The following is a 17608-nucleotide window of genomic DNA, read 5'->3' as shown; positions in this document are numbered from 1 at the left end:
ATGTGGGAGCTGGCTTGCCTGCGATGAGGCCCTTCAAACCGCCACACTGACCTGCTGGCTATCCACCTCCACCAAGGTCTCGATCATCGCCTTCGCCGCCGGCGACAACCGCGACCCCGTGCGGCTGACGATCCCGCAGCGTGCGCTCAGGGTATCCATGTGCTGCGGCAAGTTGCGCCAGTGCAGCAGCACCAGCGCCCCCCTGGCAATGTCCTCGGCAAAGGCTTCTTCAGTGCCGACGCCGATGGCATTGGTTTGCAGCACGATGCTCACCAGTGCCGGGAAGTGCTCGGTCTGGATGCTCGGGGAGAAATCCATGCGCCCACTCAGGTTCGCCAGCAGTTTGCGAATGCCTTGGGAGATCAGCGGCGCCGCCAGCGGGTAATCGAACATATCGTTGGTGGACAGGCTGTCCTTGGCCAGCAAAGGATGCCCAGGGCGGCAGAAAAACACCCCGCGTTTGGGGGTGAGTGCGCGGGTCTGGAAATTCGGGTCGGCCTCGAACTGGCGGATGTCGGCGATAAAGAATTCGATCTCTTCACGGCTCAGGCGGCGGCTGAGGGTTTCCCAGTTATCCACCTGAAACGTAGTACGGATTTTCGGGTGGGCGTTGATAAACCGCGCCACCGCATCCGGCACCAGTTTCACGGCTGGCGCCGGGCCGCAGCCGAAGCGCAGGTCGCCGGCGTCGAGCTTGGTCATGCGCGTCACTTCACTGCTCAGCAGCGCTGCGCCATGCACCAGGCTCAGGGCGTGCTGCAACACCACCTGGCCTTCCGGCGTGGGGCGCAAGTCCTTGTGGCCACGGTCTACCAACACGCAACCGAACTCCTGTTCCAGCCCCTGGATGCTGCGGCTGAACGCTGGTTGGGTGATGCCCATGGCGTCCGCGGCACGCACGAAACTGCGGTGTTCGTTGAGGGCGATGAAGTAGCGCAGTTGGCGAAGATCCATATGCTTTCCCGGCATTTTAAAAATAGGTCGAAGGCATTTGCGACCGAGCAAGCTGAGGTTTTAAATGCAAGCTCTTATTCCGTCAACGAAGCATTCATTCATTTGCTAGACCTAAATTGCATATGGATAGAGCGTTGCTGGAAGCGTCCCCCCACCGTTTCGCAGGCACATGAGGGTCATCACAATGAGCAACGCCGCATTAGCCGTTCAACCCATCGCCCACGCACTCGATATTCACCCGGTAGCCGGGCGGATCGGCGCCGAAATCCGTGGCATCAAACTGTCCGGTGAGCTGGATGCCGCCACCGTCGAGGCCATCCAGCAGGCGCTGGTGCAGTACAAGGTGATTTTCTTTCGCGAGCAGACCCACCTCGATGATCAGAGCCAGGAAGCCTTTGCTCACCTGCTCGGCGAGCCGATTGCCCACCCGACGGTGCCGGTGCGGGACGGCACGCGGTTCTTGATGGAGTTGGATGGCACCCGTGGACAGCGCGCCAATTCCTGGCACACCGACGTGACCTTCGTCGATGCCTACCCTAAGGCCTCGATCCTGCGTTCGGTGCTGGCGCCTGTGTCCGGCGGCGACACCGTATGGGCCAACACAGCCGCTGCCTACAACGACCTCAGCGTGGAACTGCGCGCACTGGCTGATCACCTGTGGGCGGTGCACAGCAACGAATACGACTACGCCGCACGCAAGCCGGATGTGGCGGTGGAGAAGCTGGAGGAATACCGCAAAGTGTTCACTTCCACGGTGTATGAAACCGAACACCCGGTGGTGCGCGTGCATCCGGTCAGCGGTGAGAACACCCTGCTGTTGGGGCACTTCGTCAAACGCCTGAAAGGCTACTCCCAGGCAGAGTCGGCGCAGTTGTTCAACCTGCTGCAAGGCCACGTCACCCGCCTGGAAAACACCGTGCGCTGGCGCTGGAACACCGGTGACGTGGCGATCTGGGATAACCGCGCCACCCAGCATTACGCGGTGGATGACTACGGCACCCAGGAGCGCATCGTGCGCCGGGTTACGCTCAAGGGCGATGTGCCGGTGGGAGTGCAAGGGCAATCAAGCAAAACCACTAAAGGTCTTTAAGCCGGGGGAGGATTAAAAATGTGGGAGCGGGCTTGCTCCCACATTTGGATTTGTGGTGTTTACCAGACTCCGATCTTCACCACTTTCTCTGCCTCTGGCTCACCATAACGAAACCATTGCCCGCGCACCTCAACCTCCGTGTGGCTGATGGTGGTACGCCGCTTCAACCCGCGCAACCAGTCGAACAGATAACCCAAGTGCGTCTCGCGCACCTCTGCATAGGCGGGATCGCTGCCCAGGTCGTGCAGTTCTTGCGGGTCGTTTTCCAGGTCGAACAGTTGCGGGCGAAAGCCGTCGTACGCCAGGTACTTCCAGCGCTCGCTGCGCACCATGGTCATGCGGCAACGGTCGATGGGTTGCTCCAGACGCTCGCGAGCCGGGGCCTGGAAGGCGTAGTCGTATTCGGCAATGGCATAGCGGCGCCAAGTGGGTTGCTCGCCCTGCAGCAATGGAATCAATGAGCGACCTTCCAGGCGATGGTCGGCGGCGGGTAAGCCCAAGGCGTCGAGGAAGGTGGGCAGGGCGTCGATGGTTTCCACCAGGCGCTCGTCTAGGGTGCCGCGGCTGACATCGGCGCTGGCACGCGGGTCGCGCACGATCAACGGAATGCCCACCGCAGGCTCCAGCAAAAACTCTTTTTCGCCAAGGAAGTGATCGCCCAGGAAGTCGCCGTGGTCGCTGGTAAACACGATCAGCGTGTCGTCCCAGCGGCCAGCGCTTTGCAGAAAGTCGAACAGCCGCCCGAGTTGATCGTCAATCTGTTTGATCAGGCCCATGTAGGTCGGAATCACCGTGAGGCGCACCTCGTCACGGGAGAAATTCTGGCTCTCCTGGTGTTGGCGAAATGCCTGGTACACCGGGTGATCGCTGGTGTGTTCAGGTTGAATCGGCGCCTGCACATGCTCGGTACCGTACAGCGCGTGATAAGGCGCCGGCGCGATGTAGGGCCAGTGCGGCTTGATATACGACAGGTGCAGGCACCAGGGCTGTTCACCTTGTTCGTCGATAAAGTCGATGGCGCGGTCGGTGGTGTAGACGGTCTCCGAATGTTCTTCGGCCACCCGTGCGGGTTTGCCGGCGTTGCGCATATGCCAGCCGCTGAGCACTTCGCCGTTCTCACCTTCGGCGGCGTTGGCCCATTCGTGCCAAGGGTTGCTGCCGTGGTAGCCGTGATCACGCAAGTATTGGGTGTAGGGCGCGGACTCGCGCTTATCCTCGAACAGCGGGCTGTCGGGGTAGATGCCGTCGTGACGCAGGTACGCATCGAAACCGACCTCATTGAGCGGCTCGGCCTGGGCACTGTCGGGGTCTATCTGCAGGCGCTGCAAGGCCTCAAGGTTCGGCGTGGCGTGGGTCTTGCCCACCAGGGCGGTGCGGATGCCGTGGGGGCGCAGGTAGTCGCCGATCGTCAGCTCTTCGAGCGGCAACGGCACGGCGTTCCACGCCACCTGATGGCTGCTGACATAGCGCCCGGTGTAGGCCGACATACGCGACGGACCGCAGATGGTGCCCTGTGTATAGGCCCGACTGAAACGCACGCCAGCGTCGGCCAGGCGGTCGATATTCGGCGTGTGCAAATGGGCATGGCCGTAGCAGGAAAGGTAGTCGCGGCGCAGTTGGTCGCACATGATGTAGAGCACGTTGCGCACGGGTTTGGGGTCAGACATAGGAATTTACCGAACGGAGGACAGGTGGGTTTTTTCGCCGTTCGAGGGGCGCTCTGGCAAGTGCATTTGGGGACTGGGTTCTATGCATTGAGTGCATGGGTGTGGCTGCTGGCGTCATCGCAGGCAAGCCAGCTCCCACAGTTGAAATGCATTCCCCTGTGGGAGCTGGCTTGCCTGCGATGACGGCCTGACAGCAGACCCATATCTACCTGGCACCCCGCGATCAAATGGTGGGAGCAGGCTTACCCGGCGAAGGACCTGATGTGAGCGGCCAGTCCTGCCAGCGCTTTATCATCTGCCCTGGCCGCGTCATGGGAGGAGACATAGCCTTCATAACGCTCAAAATATTTGTCCTGGGTCGAACTGATTTTTTTGAAGGCGCTATCTTCCCCGGTCCCGTGCATCGGGAATAATTTGGCGTGCAGATGATCGACGCCATAACCCTCCAGAATCATGCCCGTTCTAGCCACACCTTTTAGTGCTTTGTCCAAAAGCTTCGCCGTCTTTTTGGCTGCGATGACCAAGTCACACAGCACGGCGTCCGGTTCGGCAAACGCATAGCTGCCGTGATGGGTTTTGGGGATAACGACACTGAACCCCGGGGTGTTGGGAAATATGGAGAGAAAGGCCATGTGGGTCTGGTCTTCCCATAGGAGGTGGCAGGGTGCAGTACGGCGGGCAATGCTGCAAAAAATACAGTCCATCAAACGCGCTTCCTCGTGCGAGTCAAAAGGTAGACCCTCTTGTATGTGATCTTTGTTATCTAACGATGACTTCACTGACGTTGCGGGCCGCTGTTCACTGCTTAGTCAGACCGCAATATTTTCCAACGCATAAGCATCCTCGTCTCTCTCATCAATCTCCTTGATCTGCTCAATCATCGCCTGCGCCAGCGGCGACAACCGATACCCTGCGCGGCTGACGATCCCGTAGCGGGTGTAGCGCTCCTCCAGGTTTTCGTCCAATCCCTCAATCTGCAAACACACCAACTCGCCCCGCGCCATGTGCAGCACATCGCTGTTGGCGCTGACGATGCCAATGGCGTCCGAGCGCAGTACCACGCCCATCAGGCTGTAACCGTTTTCGCATTCCACATTGGGCTGGTAATCCGGCCGGCCGCTGAGGTCGACGATGACTTTGCGCAGGTTCGGCGGGCGGATGGTCACTGCCAGCGGGTAGCTCATCAGTTCGGCGGCGCTGACGCTGTTGCGCGCGGCCAGGGGATGCCCGGCGCGGCAGCAGAAGTGCCAACGGCGCGGGCGCAGGCGGTGGGTGTGGTAGTCGGGGTTGGCTTCGAAGTGGCGGGTGTCGGCGACGAAGAATTCGAACTCTTCGCTGAGCAGCCGCTTGCCCAGGCTTTGCCAGTCATCCACTTGGAACTGCACGCGGGCCTTGGGGTAGCGCCCGATAAAACTGCCGATGGCACGTGGGACTAACCCAGCTGCCGGCGCGGGGCCGCAACCGAAACGCAGTTCACCGGCTTCCAGGCCGTTGAACTGGCTGATTTCATTGGCCAGTTGTTGTGCGCCGCTGACCAGGCGCCGTGCATGCTCGAGCAGCACCTGGCCTTGCTTGGTGGGCGCCAGGTCTTTGCGGCCACGGTCGACCAGTTGGCAGCCGGCACTGTGTTCCAGGGCCTGGATGCTGCGGCTGAACGCCGACTGCGACAGGTTCACCGCCGTTGCTGCCGCGACGAAACTGCGCTGTTCGGCGAGCGCGATGAAGTGGCGAAGCTGGCGCAGGTCGATATGCATTTTTCACATCAAAAATATCCGGGAAATGCATTGGCTATGCATTAGGTCGACTCCTTATAAAGGCTATCTCTTATGCAGTAAATGTTCGTAAAAACATAAATAAATAACCTTTAGGAATATGAGGCGACGAGTATTCCGGGGTTTTGGAGCCGCTTATGAGTCTGTTCAAGTCCTTGCCCCTGGCCGTTCTAGTGGCCGGTAGCAGCAGTTGGTCGCCGGCCCAGGCCGCTGAAACACCCGCGCCTGCCGGCAAGGGCGAAAGCGCCAGTGGCCAACTGGAAACTGTCACGGTCACTGCCCGGCGGCGTACCGAAAGTGCCCAGGCCGTGCCGACGCCCATGAGCGTGCTCGGTGGCCAGGCCCTGGAAACCCAGCGGGTGTACCGCATCCAGGATTTGCAGCAACTGGTGCCCAGCGTCAACGTCGCCTATATGCATGCGCGCCAGTCCAGCGTGTCGATCCGCGGCCTGGGCAACAACCCGGCCAGCGATGGCCTGGAAGGCAGCGTGGGGCTGTATATCGACAACGTCTACCTCGGGCGCCCGGGCATGGCGGTGTTCGACCTGATGGACATTGAGCAGCTTGAGGTTTTACGCGGCCCCCAGGGCACGTTGTTCGGCAAGAACACCACCGCTGGTGTGATCAATATCAGTACGCGCGCGCCGAGTTTTACTCCCGAGCGCAGCATCGAAACCTCCCTGGGGGAGGACGGTTATTTCCAGACCAAGGGCACGATTTCCGGCCCGCTCACCGAGGACTTGGCAGGGCGTTTCTCGGCCTATCGCACGCGCAGCGACGGCGATATCAAGAACGAGTACGACGGCCATGATCTTAACGGTGGTTCGCGCCAAGGCTTTCGCGGGCAACTGCTGTACAAGCCCAACGAAGCGTTCAACCTGCGCTGGATCGGTGACTACAACGAAGAGGATTCCAGCGCCGGCACCCGCGTGCTGTACAGCACCGGCCCGACCATCAATGGCACCAATCTGTATCAATCCCGGGCCAACGTGGCGGGCGCAACCTTGGTGGACGGCACCCATCGCAAGGTCAACCTGGACAACGACCAGCACGTCACGGTGTTCCAGGGCGGTACGTCGCTGGAAGCCAATTGGACGCTGCCCAGCGACTTCACCCTGACCTCGGTGAGTGCTTATCGCTGGTGGAATTTCACCCCGCGCAACGATGACGGCCTCAACGTACCGGCGTCGTATAACGCCGGGGTTTCGGTGGAAGATAAGCAGTGGTCCCAGGAATTTCGCCTGGCGTCGCCCAGCGGTGGTTTCTTCGATTACGTGCTGGGCGCCTACTACTTCGGCTCCGACCTGGATAACAAATCCTTTGCCTACTACGGGCCCAAGGCCGATATCTGGAACGGCACACCTGCCGGTGCGTTGAGCAACGTGAGCAGTGTGGGCAACGGGCATATCCGCACCGACAGCTTCGCGCTGTTCGCCCAAGGCACCTGGCACCTGACCGAACGCCTGGATTTCACCGCCGGCCTGCGTGGCACCTACGAAGAGAAAAGCGCCTGGGTCACGCGCAATGCGCCCGTCGGTGGCGCGGCGGTCAGCGGGGCTGCTGCCACGGCGCGGCGTGGGCGTACCGGGGCCTATGACTCGGGCGACCTGTCGCAATACAGCGCCACGCCGTCGGGGCTGCTCAACCTCAGTTATCACTTCAATGAAAACCTGCTGGGCTACGCGACGCTGTCCCATGGCGAGAAGTCCGGCGGTGTGAACCTGGCGGTGGGGTCTGCGCCGACGGCCGGAGCCGACTCGTTGCTGATCGGCACCGAGCGCGCCAACAACGCCGAGCTAGGCTTCAAGAGCACGCTGTGGGACCGCCGCCTGCAGCTCAATGCCAACCTGTTCTGGACCCAGGTCAACGGCTACCAGACCAACGCCTACGACCAGGATAACCGCGTTCAGTACCTGACCAACGCCGGCTCGGTACGCTCGCGAGGCGTGGAGGTGGAAAGCACCTTGGTGCCGATCAAGGGCCTGACCCTGAACATCAACGGCTCCTTCAATGACGTGACGTACTTGTCTTACAAGGACGCGCCGTGCCCGCCGGAAACCAGCCTGCGTCCCGGTGCGCCGGCGTCCTGCGACCTGAGCGGCCATCAGGTAGTGGGCGCCTCCAAGTGGATCGCCAACGCCAACGGCGAGTACAAGTGGAACCTGGCGAACGGCTTCGAACCCTATGTTACCGCCAGTTACGCGTTCCGTTCCAAGGCGGTGGGCACGGTGGAAGATTCCGACTACGGGCAGATCCCGGCGTATGCGGTGGTCAACCTGTCTACCGGTTTGCGCGGCGACTATGACCAAGGGCAGTGGGATGTGTCGCTGTGGCTGAAAAACGCCTTCGACAAAACCTACTACACCACCCTGTGGACCGGTGGTAACGGCGGTTACGAGGGCCTGTTGGGCACGCCGCGCACCCTAGGCGTGACTGGGCGCTACGACTTCTAGGTCGGTGCGATAGGTGGCCGGGCTGAACACCCGCGTCACCAGCAGCATCGCCACCACCGTCACCGTCAGCACCACCCAGGCACTGACAAAGTTGCCGGTAAGCTCGCGCAGCCAGCCGGTCAGCCACGGCGAAATCGCATTGATCAAAAAGCCCACGCCTTGCACGAACGCCGCCAGTTGCCCGGCTTGGCGTGGGTCGCGATGGTGGTCGAGGGTCAGCAGCAAGCTCAGGGCAAAGCACGCCCCTAACCCGAAGCCGCACAAGGCCACCCACAGGTGGGGATATTCCTGCGGCGCAATGATCAGGCCCAAATAACCGATGGTTTGCGCCAGCAGGCTGATGCTGAGCAATGGGCGGCGGTCGATACCGCGTTGCGCCAGCACTGGCATCAACAGAGCGGCCGTCACCTGAAAAATCGTCATGAACGCCAGCAATGACCCGCTGGGCAGCACGCCCCAACCCAGTTGCTGATAGTAGGCGGGCAGCCACGCGACCATGCTCATGTAGCCGCAGTTGACCAGGCCGAAATACAGCGCCAGCAGCCAGGCGCGGCGGTTACGCAACCCTTTGAACGCAGGCGCCTGCTGTGGGTTTCGTGCCGCGCCCAGCGGCAGCCAGGCCCACAGCAACAACGCCCCCAGCGCCGGCAAGAGCCACACACCCAGGCCTGCTTGCCATTGCTGGAAATGCGTGGCCACCACCGGACTGAGCAACGCCGCCAGGCCGCCACCGGCCATGAGCGAGGCCGAATACACGCCCATCGCCGCCGGCACGCGGTGACGGAATTCGCGCTTGATCATCGCCGGCACCAGCGCCTGGATCAGCGCCACGCCCGCACCGCCGAGCAGCGCGGTAACCAGCAGTGCCGAAGCCTGGCCCATCAGCCAGCGCGCCAGGCACGCCAGCAAAATCATCAACAAGCCCAGGGCGATGCCGCGACGCTCGCCCAAGCGCGCCTCCACGCGCACGCCCACCAGTGCCACCAACCCCATGCAGATCACCGGCAGGCTGGTGAGCAGGGCGCTGCTCTGAAAGCTCAGGCCGGTGGCCTGGCGAATCTCGCCGAGCAGTGGGCTGATGGAACTGAGGATCGGGCGCAGATTCAGGCCGAGCACCACCAGCAGGCCCCAGCCGGCGAGGGATTTATTCAGGGTCATGCAGGGTTTTCCACTGGTGATACAGCGCAGTCATTGCGGCATCGGGCAGGTGCTGAATGGGCAGGCATTGCGCGTCGATGGGCAAGCCAACCTGCTGGCTGATGGCTGCCGTCGACAGGCCGAACGGCTCGGCCATTTCGTTGCTGGCGGCAAACACTACGCGCTCGACGCCGCACAGGTACATGGCACTCAGGCACATCGGGCAAGGCTGGCCGCTGGCGTAGATCACGCACCCTTCCAGGCGTGCACCCAGCTGCCGGCTCGCTGCGCGAATTGCCAGCAGCTCGGCGTGGGCGGTGGGGTCCTGGGTCAGGTGGATCTCATTCACGGCTTCCACCAACATCTCATCGTTGCGCGTCAGCACCGCACCGAAGGGGCGGCCGCCTTGGGTGACGTTGGCACGGGCCAAGGCAATAGCGCGTTGCAGGTGTGCTTGATCGTTGGTCATACAAGGCCCCCGGATGCGATGAAAGGTGTGAAGTATGGGCAGCCAGCAAGGTATTCTGAAATTAAATATAAACATGCCAATCAGTGGCAAACACAATGGTGATGACGTTGCTCGATCCCGTGTTGTTGCGCAGCTTTGTCGCCGTGGTGGACTGCGGCAATTTCACCCGCGCCGCCGAGCGCCTGCACTTGACCCAGTCCACCGTCAGCCAACAGATCCGCCGCCTGGAAGACGCAGTGGCGTGTCAGTTACTCGACCGCGACCAGCGCCGGGTAGTGGCCACCGCCGAGGGTGAGCGCCTGCTCGCGTATGCGCGCCGCATCCTCGCGCTGCACGAAGAAGCCGCCGATGTGCTGATCAACCAGCAAAGCGACGGCGTGTTGCGTCTCGGCGTGCCGGAGGACTTTGCCGCCGAGCGCCTGATGCCGCTGCTTTCGGCGTTTGTGGTGGCGTACCCACGGGTGCGGCTGGAAGTCACCAGTGGCCTTGGCCCCGAATTGCAGCGCCAGTACCGGGGCGGTGAGTTCGATGTGTTGCTGGTCAAGCAGATGGGCGACAGCGACGACTGCGTGGCGTCGTGGCCCGAGCCCTTGTATTGGGTCGACAGCCTGAGCACCCCGGCCCTGGGCCGCGACCCGCTGCCGCTGGTGGCTTTCCCCGTGGGCGGCCTGTATCGCAACGACATGCTGCACCATCTGGAACGGGCCGGCTGGCGTTGGCGCATCGGCTATTCCAGCGCCAGCCTGGCCAGTGTGTGCTCGGCGGTGGCGGCAGGCTTGGGCATCAGTTTATTGCCAGAACGGGTATTGCAACCGGGCCATCGCATACTCGGCCCAGAGAGTGGCTTGCCACCTGTTCATGGCGTGCGATTGGCCCTGTATGGCCGCAGTGGTTTGGGCGCAGCGGGCCAGAGTTTGCTGGGTGAATTGCTGGCCTTGTGCAGTGGAAACCCGCACTGAGCCCATACCTTTGCCGAATATTTTGTATGCCTTTAAGGCATTGAAAGACAACGGCTTGAAGCCAGGCCACGGGCCCCGTGGCTTTGGTGTGATCGGCTGTTTTGTTTATGTGTTTTTGTTCTATGTATAACTTTAAAGATTACTTTAAGAGATAAGTGTCTGGCACCGATGATTCAGCCCTCGACGGGCCTTCACGCAGGCCCCGTCGGTTTTTCAGAACCGCAGGGAGTGAATCAATGGGCAATGTCCAGACCGCCGCCAGTGCACCCGAGGCGCAGTGGCGCCCGGCACCGAGTGGTGAGTTGGTTGACCTTGGCCGGCCGCATCACGCGCCGTTGGGGCAATTGCGCCTGCAGAAGACCCCGAAGCGTTTTTCCAGCCGCCGCGAGGGGGTTTTGCTCGGGTTGCTGGTGTTGGCGCTGCACGGTGCAGTGATCTATTGGGTGAGCCAGAAACCCACGCCGGTGCTGCCGATTGTGCCGCCGGAAATTCCACCGATGACCATCGAATTTTCCCAGCCGGCGCCGCCGGTGGTTGAACCGCCACCGCCTGTACCGCCACCGCCTCCGCCTGTGGTCGAACCACCGCCGTCGGTGGTGGATGAGTTGGCGGCCAAGCCGGCGCCGCCCAAACCCATTGCGAAAACCAAGCCCAAGCCCAAGCCCGTGCCTAAACCTGAGCCTAAGCCGGCCCCCAAGGCCGTCGAGCAGCCACCTGCACCACCGCCTCCAGCGCCACCTGCACCGCCCGCACCCGCGGCGCCAGCGCCGGTGACGCCTGCTTCGGCCAACGCCGCGTACCTGAAGAACCCGGCGCCGGAATACCCGTCACTGGCTCAGCGTCGCGGTTGGGAAGGTACGGTGTTGCTGCGGGTGCAGGTGCTGGCCAGTGGTAAACCGGGTGAGATCCAGGTGCAAAAAAGCAGTGGTCGCCAGCAGTTGGATGACGCGGCATTGGCAGCGGTGAAACGCTGGAGTTTCGTACCTGCCAAACAGGGCGATGTGGCCCAGAACGGCTGGGTGAGCGTGCCCATCGATTTCAAGATTCATTAATTATTCAGCGGCGCAGAGGGAAAACATCATGGCATTGGCATCTCCACTTGAATCCATCGAAAGCGCGGTGATCTGGCTGCTGGTGGCCTTTTCGGTCGCCACCTGGGGCCTGGCCTTGCTCAAGGGCGTGCAGTTCGGTCGCCTCAAGGCCCAGGATCGCAAGTTTCACAAACAGTTCTGGGCGGCATCGAGCCTCGACTCGGCCGCCGAACTCGCCGAAACCCAGCCTGGCGCTGCCGCCCGTGTAGCCCAGGCCGGCTATGCCGCGATCCAGGTGGGCGATACCACCCACGCTGCGGATTTGAGCCAGGCGATCAATCACCAGGACCGCCTCGAACGCGCCCTGCGCCAGCAAATCGTGCGTGAGCGTCGCTCCCTGGAAACCGGCCTGGCTGTGGTCGCCAGTATCGGCAGCACCTCGCCGTTTATCGGCCTGTTTGGCACCGTGTGGGGGATCATGGAAGCGCTGAAGGGGATCAGTGCTGCCGGGTCCGCCAGCCTGGAAACCGTGGCGGGGCCCATCGGCGCGGCACTGGTGGCGACCGGCGTGGGGATCGCCGTCGCGGTGCCTGCGGTGCTGGTTTACAACTACTTCCTGCGTCGCCTGAAGCTGACGGCGGCAGACCTGGATGACTTTGCCCACGACTTCTACAGCCTGGCGCAGAAAAACGCGTTCCGCGTGCTGCTGCACCCGACGTTGGCCAAGGCCAGCACCGGCAGCCCGCAGAAAGTGAAGGAGGCATCCTGAATGGCCTTCTCCACGCAAGACAGCGATGAGGTGCTGAGCGAGATCAATGTCACGCCGCTGGTGGATGTGATGCTGGTGCTGCTCGTGGTGTTTATCGTCACCGCGCCGCTATTGACCAACTCCATCCCGATCAACCTGCCCAAGACCCAGGCCGTGGCACCGGTTGAGCAGAAGGATCCATTGGTGGTGAGCATCGACGGCGCCGGCAAATTGTTTATCAACAAGGACGAAATCCAGCCGGACCTGTTGGAATTCAACCTGCAGGCGGCCAAGGCCAAGGACCCCGACGTGCGGGTGCAACTGCAGGCCGATAATGGAGTGAACTACGGCGAAGTGGCGCGAGCCATGGCGTCGATCGAGCGCGCAGGCATTACCAAATTGTCGGTGATTACTGCACGTTAGTTTCAAAGAGCCGCGACACGTTTTTGGGCCGTTTCCTTGGCAGGGTGCGGCCCTTTTTTATTGGAAGGGTATAGCGTTAGTAAAGGAAAAGAATTCACACGTTTTTGAATGTTTCTGAGCGTGCAATTCATGACCGTATGATTATTCTGGCTGGCGCATGGAAAGTTTCGATAAATGGAGAGGTTATAGAATGGTACGTTTTCCGATTCGTTTGGTAGATACATTCGTCAGCCCGCAACAACCGGTTTCTCAGCCCGATGAAAAAAAACCTGTCGCTTTTTCTGGGCCGTCCGATAGGCCTGGCCCACGGCATCCGCTAGGGCAAAGTTCATCTTTGAATCGCGCCGGTTATCAGCATATTAACGCACCCAATGCCGAACCCAAGGTATTGAAGCCAAATCCTGTAATAGATGCTTATATCAGTACGCATGCGTCTGATTTTATGTCTCCTGAAAAAGAGATTGCCACTATTTTGTCCGCGAAGATAAAACAACAGTGGGGCATTGAAGTTGATCCTGATAAAACGTATCTGGTGACGTTTAAGGATAATGGCGATGACGAAAAGGATGTTGTGGAAAAAATAACGCTGACCCAAGCGGCTTTGAAAAACAGGCAAGATGTTACGATTGAAGATAATGAGGGCTGGTTTCGAAAAATCGCCAAGTATTTTTCGCCGGCAGTGTATGTTTACAACAAAATTGACGGCTGGGTGCAGGAAGCAAGCAGTCGCCAAGCTATTTACCAGGAACCGAGTTCTCCGGGCTCTGCGCTCTACAGTGCGGCCACTGAGTTGCCCATTCCGGTTGAAGATTTCAAAGCCTTGGTCTGGGATACAGACCGCACCCAACTTTACAAGAATACGCTTGATGGATTCTGGGACAAACACAGCGCCTCGTATGCATCGTTGAGTAAAATATCCTTTGTTAAAGCGATCAATCTACAGCGTCTGGAAGGAACACTTGGACCGGTTGAGGCGGCACTCGCTCAGCGTGCGTTGGGGGCGGTTGCGCAAAAGGATTGGTCCGAGCTGACGGTTCAGGATTTTACCAAGCCTGCCGTCAAGGATCCGAATCTGGACATCGGATTGCTGAGCATCAATAGCCTGCAGTCGACCGACTTGATATGTGTGACCGATCGGAAAACCCAGCTGACGTTGCTATACATCCCTGGCAATTCCTCACCCATTCATCGGTTCGATAATCCGCAGCAAATGAAAACGTGGCTGGCGGGGCAGGCGTCAGACCCCGTTAAGCGCGAATCGCTGCTGACGCACTTTTCTCTCAAGGATCAAGCTGACAAGTCGTTTTCAGACGGTGTACGTCAGTCTCTGGAAGGGATGGGGAATTGGTCCGACGCGCAGGCGTCGGGTAATGCTTTCCTTAAAGGGCTCAACGGCTGGGTGCCGGATCGGTTTATCACAGTGGATCAGCTGCAGGGCGACCCTTTTGAAGCAGTCAAGGTTCGACAAAAGGCCCGGTCTTATTCGGACGCGGATAATGCGATCGTCAGTGATGGGGACTACACCAAGAACAAAGTGCTGCAAGGGGTGGAAGAGGCCACCAAAGTCGCCATGTTCATGACGCCCCTGGCCCTGGTCATGCCGGAAGTCGCAATAGGCCTGGATGTTTTCTTCCTGGCAGCCGGGGGCGCCGAGGCCGGTATTGGTATTGATGATGCCATCAAAGGAAAAGCGACCGGTGCGGACCGAATTGTTTTTGGGGTATTGAACGCTGCGCCGCCGTTAGCCACTCATGCGGGTGCGCCGCTGGCGAAAGTGATAACAGAAAGGTTTGCCAGCGGGGGCGTCGCAGCCGGAGCGGATGCTACAGCCCAGGCCTCTACTCAAGTGACTGAACAAGGGCGCCCGTTCTTCAATCCGCCACGGCGAATCAATGGGCAGATTGGTTATCCGATGAGCCCTGTTTCGCCCCCGAAACTCCATGAGGCGTTCACAGTCCCCATGGACGATGTCCATCAAATGGTCTCGAAAGACTACATGATTTTCGTCGATCGATACGGCACTAAAGTGACGTATGACGTAGAGGCCCGCCTATGGCGTGGGGTCAGCGAAAACGGTCGAGTGAATGACGTGTTTTATTGGCGTAAAGGCCAAGAAAACTGGATGAGTGGTACAAAAGCTGAAGCGATCGAAGGGAATAAAAATGCACCGGCTTCAATGATAAATAAAACACTGAAGTTACCGAACCTGCCATCGTTACCCTCCGGCGCCACTGAGGTGCCCAAGGTTATCCACTATTTTTGGGCTGGCAATGAGATGCCAGAGAACTTGCTCAACAATATTGTTGAGAACTCCAGGAAAAGTCCGGGCTATAAGTCGATCGTTCATGTAGATGCCAATAATGCGAGTGTTTTTCAAAAGATAAAGTCTGCATTGGATCACAAAGTAGGCGGTCTGGAAGTGCATGATTTGCAAGCAGATGAGGCTTTCAGGGAGCTGAAGGCTGGCAAGTATGGGGAAATGTATCAGTACTTTCGTGCCGGCCAAGGGCAAAATCTAGCGGCCTCATCGGATGTGATGCGCGTTGCATTGCTTAAGAAGTACGGTGGAATATATCTGGATGCGGACGATACACTGACTTTCAATGTGGGAAACGTCACGTTGAAAGCCACACCGAACGATATTCTGATGAATTCGCCAGTGACTTATGAACCAGCGGACTTCAGTGGTTTCAATACCAGTAATTTCGCCAGTCATGCCGATAATCCTTTGCTGGATGAGATCCTGGAAGAGGCCTATGAGCGCTATAAGGCCAATGAGGAGTGGTTGAAAAGTAATCGTGCTTTCCTGAGTGACAGTTCGACAGCCGCCGAACAGCAGGCTTATAAAGAATACGAGAAGAAAATTTTTGAAATCACCGGGCCGAAAATGTTTGGGGATGTATTGGCACAAAAGGAGTATGGGTTTTTCGCGGTAGTTGATGAGGTGACAGAACTGTTGAACGCTTGTCTTTTACTTCCCAAGGACTATGGTGCCAACTATATGAGCGCGCGAGATTATTACATGCCGATGAATCATAAGTTCGGGGTCTCCATTGGCTCAGAGCAGTCTATGCATCATTCTCGCTAATTGGTAAAACAAACCTGGTGTCGATTGCAGTCGCTGAGGAGCGGGTTTATCCGCCTCAGCGACTGGCTTCAGTGACGGCGATCGCCTCGGATGAGGATAACGTGACCTGATGTCGAAAATGCAATTTAGTTATTAATAAATTCCTTTTTATTCCTTATTTGATTGTTGGGTCGCCCCTATACTGGTCAGCAACGTTAAACGCTGCAGGAGGGCACACCCATGCACAGCGAGTCGATTCGTTATCTGATCGTGCCGGGCTGGCAAGGATCGCCAGAAGATCATTGGCAAACCCATTGGCAGAACAGCCTGCCCAATAGCGCCCGCGTGGAACAGGCCGATTGGCTGACACCGCGTCGCGAGGATTGGGTCGCCGCACTGGCCGAGGCCATCGCTGCCGACAGCACGCCGGTGATCCTGATCGCTCATAGCCTGGGTTGCATCACTGTCGCTCACTGGGCAGCCACCGCGCCCGTGCATTTTTTGCGGCAGGTACGCGGCGCGTTGCTGGTGGCGCCGGCGGATGTCGAGCGGCCTGCGTGCGCGCCCGCCCTGCGTAACTTCGCGCCGATTCCCACCGATTTGTTGCCATTCCCCAGCCAGGTGGTCAGCTCCGATAACGACAGTGCCGTAAGTGCCCCAAGGGCTTTGGAACTGGCGCGTCAGTGGGGCGCCGAAGCCGGCATCTTGTCGGGCGCCGGGCATATCAATGTGAAGTCCGGCCACCGCCGCTGGGAGCAAGGGTTTGCTTACCTCTATCGCCTGCAACATCGCCTCGAGCACCATGCTCGGCGCAGCGCCTAATATTTTTCAACGCCCCGTCCCTGTGTGGATTGGGGCGGGAGCCTGCCATGAGTCTGCATGAAACCTTCGGCCAGCCGCTGCTGACTTTTCCAGATGCTGAAAAAAGCCCGTTGAGCATCCGCGCCAAGGCGCTGGTGTTCGTCGACCCACGCTCACGCCAACTGCGTGAAGAGTTGGAAAGCCTTGCGCCGCGCGCCTTACCCGTATTGATTCGAGGAGAAACCGGCAGCGGTAAAGAGTTGCTGGCGCGGCACATCCACCGTGGCAGTGACCGTACAGGCCTGTTTGTCTCGGTCAACTGTGGCGCCATCAGCCCCACCTATGCCGATGCCGAGTTGTTCGGCTATGCCGCCGGCAGTCACAGTGGCGCGGCCAGCAGCCGCGCAGGTTGGTTCGGGTCGGCCAATGGTGGCACCTTGTATCTGGATGAAATTGGTGACTTGCCGCTGCCGATCCAGGTGAAATTGCTCGCGGCCCTGGAAAACCACGAAGTCACCCGCGTCGGTGCCCACCAGCCCAGCCCGGTGGATGTGCGCCTGGTGGCCGCGACCAGCATCGACCTGGCCCAGGCCGTGGCCGTGGGCAAGTTTCATGAGCGTCTGTTCCATTATTTGAGTGAGGGCCGGTTGGACCTGCCGGCGTTGCGCGAGCGGGTGGGGGATATCTTGTCTCTGGCCGAATATTTCCTCGGCATCTACAGCCAGCGCCTGGACCTTCCGGTGCCACTGATCAGCGACGCCGCCCAGCAGGTGCTGGAACACCACACGTGGCCGGGCAATACGCGAGAATTGGAAAACGTCATTCACTTTGCCTTGCTGGTGAGCAGCGGCGATGAAATCTTGCCCGAGCATTTGAACCTACCGACGGCAGGCTCACCGCTGGAGCAAGTACGACGAATTTTGGCCAGCGCCAGCCCGGCCGAGACGGAATCGGTGCGTAAATTCCTGTATGAACAAAATGGAATATCAACGTGAATAAAAGATATTGTTCGGGAATAAAAAATCTAGGTATTGTCC

Annotated in this window: 15 protein-coding genes; 9 read left to right on the top strand and 6 right to left on the bottom strand. The window is 59.5% G+C overall.

What is annotated here, in order from left to right; all coding sequences use genetic code 11:
• Positions 1-33 precede the first annotated feature (33 nt).
• Positions 34-954: a LysR family transcriptional regulator gene (locus AC07S6_RS24270; RefSeq protein WP_003187586.1), complete on the bottom strand. Its 921-nt coding sequence runs from the start codon at positions 952-954 to the stop codon at positions 34-36.
• A gap of 184 nt (positions 955-1138) precedes the next feature.
• Here AC07S6_RS24270 and AC07S6_RS24265 point away from each other — a divergent pair, with 184 nt between their 5' ends.
• The gene (locus AC07S6_RS24265; RefSeq protein WP_495113209.1) at positions 1139-2044 is read left to right on the top strand and encodes a TauD/TfdA dioxygenase family protein; all 906 of its coding nucleotides are present in this window, start codon (positions 1139-1141) and stop codon (positions 2042-2044) included.
• A 59-nt stretch (positions 2045-2103) separates the two neighbouring features.
• Here the strand turns inward: AC07S6_RS24265 and AC07S6_RS24260 are convergent, their stop codons facing one another.
• The 3 genes from AC07S6_RS24260 to AC07S6_RS24250 form a co-directional block, all read right to left on the bottom strand.
• Positions 2104-3711: an alkaline phosphatase family protein gene (locus AC07S6_RS24260; protein ID WP_495113208.1), complete on the bottom strand. Its 1608-nt coding sequence runs from the start codon at positions 3709-3711 to the stop codon at positions 2104-2106.
• 242 nt (positions 3712-3953) lie between these two features.
• Positions 3954-4415 (bottom strand): HIT family protein, encoded by a 462-nt coding sequence (locus tag AC07S6_RS24255; protein ID WP_019819891.1) that lies wholly within the window; start codon positions 4413-4415, stop codon positions 3954-3956.
• Between the two features lie 105 nt (positions 4416-4520).
• The gene (locus tag AC07S6_RS24250) at positions 4521-5465 is read right to left on the bottom strand and encodes a LysR family transcriptional regulator (protein WP_073844017.1); all 945 of its coding nucleotides are present in this window, start codon (positions 5463-5465) and stop codon (positions 4521-4523) included.
• Positions 5466-5620: 155 nt separating this feature from the next.
• Between AC07S6_RS24250 and AC07S6_RS24245 the strand changes: the two genes are divergently transcribed.
• Entirely contained in the window at positions 5621-7936 is a 2316-nt protein-coding gene (locus AC07S6_RS24245; RefSeq protein WP_495113207.1) for a TonB-dependent receptor, read from the top strand.
• On the opposite strand, the gene AC07S6_RS24240 is transcribed toward AC07S6_RS24245, so the two are convergent.
• Both AC07S6_RS24240 and AC07S6_RS24235 read right to left on the bottom strand, forming a co-directional pair.
• Positions 7907-9094, bottom strand: coding sequence for a CynX/NimT family MFS transporter (locus AC07S6_RS24240; protein WP_495113206.1), 1188 nt, complete (start codon positions 9092-9094; stop codon positions 7907-7909). The genes AC07S6_RS24245 and AC07S6_RS24240 overlap by 30 nt on opposite strands.
• Positions 9081-9542, bottom strand: coding sequence for a nucleoside deaminase (locus AC07S6_RS24235; protein ID WP_495113205.1), 462 nt, complete (start codon positions 9540-9542; stop codon positions 9081-9083). Before AC07S6_RS24235 ends, AC07S6_RS24240 begins: the two co-directional genes overlap by 14 nt.
• Positions 9543-9649: 107 nt before the next feature.
• Here AC07S6_RS24235 and AC07S6_RS24230 point away from each other — a divergent pair, with 107 nt between their 5' ends.
• The 7 genes from AC07S6_RS24230 to AC07S6_RS24200 all read left to right on the top strand — a co-directional run bounded on the left by AC07S6_RS24230 (position 9650) and on the right by AC07S6_RS24200 (position 17566).
• A complete protein-coding gene (locus AC07S6_RS24230) occupies positions 9650-10501 on the top strand; it encodes a LysR family transcriptional regulator (protein WP_495113217.1) in 852 nt (283 codons plus the stop codon).
• Between the two features lie 236 nt (positions 10502-10737).
• Positions 10738-11553: an energy transducer TonB gene (locus AC07S6_RS24225; RefSeq protein ID WP_495113204.1), complete on the top strand. Its 816-nt coding sequence runs from the start codon at positions 10738-10740 to the stop codon at positions 11551-11553.
• A 25-nt stretch (positions 11554-11578) separates the two neighbouring features.
• On the top strand, positions 11579-12301 hold the full coding sequence (locus AC07S6_RS24220; protein WP_102666687.1) for a MotA/TolQ/ExbB proton channel family protein: 723 nt from the start codon (positions 11579-11581) through the stop codon (positions 12299-12301).
• A complete protein-coding gene (locus AC07S6_RS24215; RefSeq protein ID WP_078820015.1) occupies positions 12302-12703 on the top strand; it encodes an ExbD/TolR family protein in 402 nt (133 codons plus the stop codon).
• A 190-nt stretch (positions 12704-12893) separates the two neighbouring features.
• On the top strand, positions 12894-15791 hold the full coding sequence (locus tag AC07S6_RS24210) for a glycosyltransferase family 32 protein (protein ID WP_495113203.1): 2898 nt from the start codon (positions 12894-12896) through the stop codon (positions 15789-15791).
• 219 nt (positions 15792-16010) lie between these two features.
• Positions 16011-16592, top strand: coding sequence for an alpha/beta hydrolase (locus AC07S6_RS24205; protein WP_034125468.1), 582 nt, complete (start codon positions 16011-16013; stop codon positions 16590-16592).
• Between the two features lie 47 nt (positions 16593-16639).
• A complete protein-coding gene (locus tag AC07S6_RS24200) occupies positions 16640-17566 on the top strand; it encodes a sigma 54-interacting transcriptional regulator (protein WP_014716443.1) in 927 nt (308 codons plus the stop codon).
• Positions 17567-17608: the final 42 nt, after the last annotated feature.

This window comes from Pseudomonas sp. GW821-FHT07B01 (assembly GCF_059419065.1).
Note: the sequence above shows the minus strand (reverse complement) of the source record. Positions and strands in the feature narration are given on the sequence as shown.

Bases quoted from the DNA above. Each gene is read 5' to 3' on its own strand.
- AC07S6_RS24270 (WP_003187586.1), bottom strand. From the start codon at position 954: ATGGATCTTCGCCAACTGCGCTACTTCATCGCCCTCAACGAACACCGC.
- AC07S6_RS24265 (WP_495113209.1), top strand. From the start codon at position 1,139: ATGAGCAACGCCGCATTAGCCGTTCAACCCATCGCCCACGCACTCGAT.
- AC07S6_RS24260 (WP_495113208.1), bottom strand. From the start codon at position 3,711: ATGTCTGACCCCAAACCCGTGCGCAACGTGCTCTACATCATGTGCGAC.
- AC07S6_RS24255 (WP_019819891.1), bottom strand. From the start codon at position 4,415: ATGGACTGTATTTTTTGCAGCATTGCCCGCCGTACTGCACCCTGCCAC.
- AC07S6_RS24250 (WP_073844017.1), bottom strand. From the start codon at position 5,465: ATGCATATCGACCTGCGCCAGCTTCGCCACTTCATCGCGCTCGCCGAA.
- AC07S6_RS24245 (WP_495113207.1), top strand. From the start codon at position 5,621: ATGAGTCTGTTCAAGTCCTTGCCCCTGGCCGTTCTAGTGGCCGGTAGC.
- AC07S6_RS24240 (WP_495113206.1), bottom strand. From the start codon at position 9,094: ATGACCCTGAATAAATCCCTCGCCGGCTGGGGCCTGCTGGTGGTGCTC.
- AC07S6_RS24235 (WP_495113205.1), bottom strand. From the start codon at position 9,542: ATGACCAACGATCAAGCACACCTGCAACGCGCTATTGCCTTGGCCCGT.
- AC07S6_RS24225 (WP_495113204.1), top strand. From the start codon at position 10,738: ATGGGCAATGTCCAGACCGCCGCCAGTGCACCCGAGGCGCAGTGGCGC.
- AC07S6_RS24215 (WP_078820015.1), top strand. From the start codon at position 12,302: ATGGCCTTCTCCACGCAAGACAGCGATGAGGTGCTGAGCGAGATCAAT.
- AC07S6_RS24210 (WP_495113203.1), top strand. From the start codon at position 12,894: ATGGTACGTTTTCCGATTCGTTTGGTAGATACATTCGTCAGCCCGCAA.
- AC07S6_RS24205 (WP_034125468.1), top strand. From the start codon at position 16,011: ATGCACAGCGAGTCGATTCGTTATCTGATCGTGCCGGGCTGGCAAGGA.
- AC07S6_RS24200 (WP_014716443.1), top strand. From the start codon at position 16,640: ATGAGTCTGCATGAAACCTTCGGCCAGCCGCTGCTGACTTTTCCAGAT.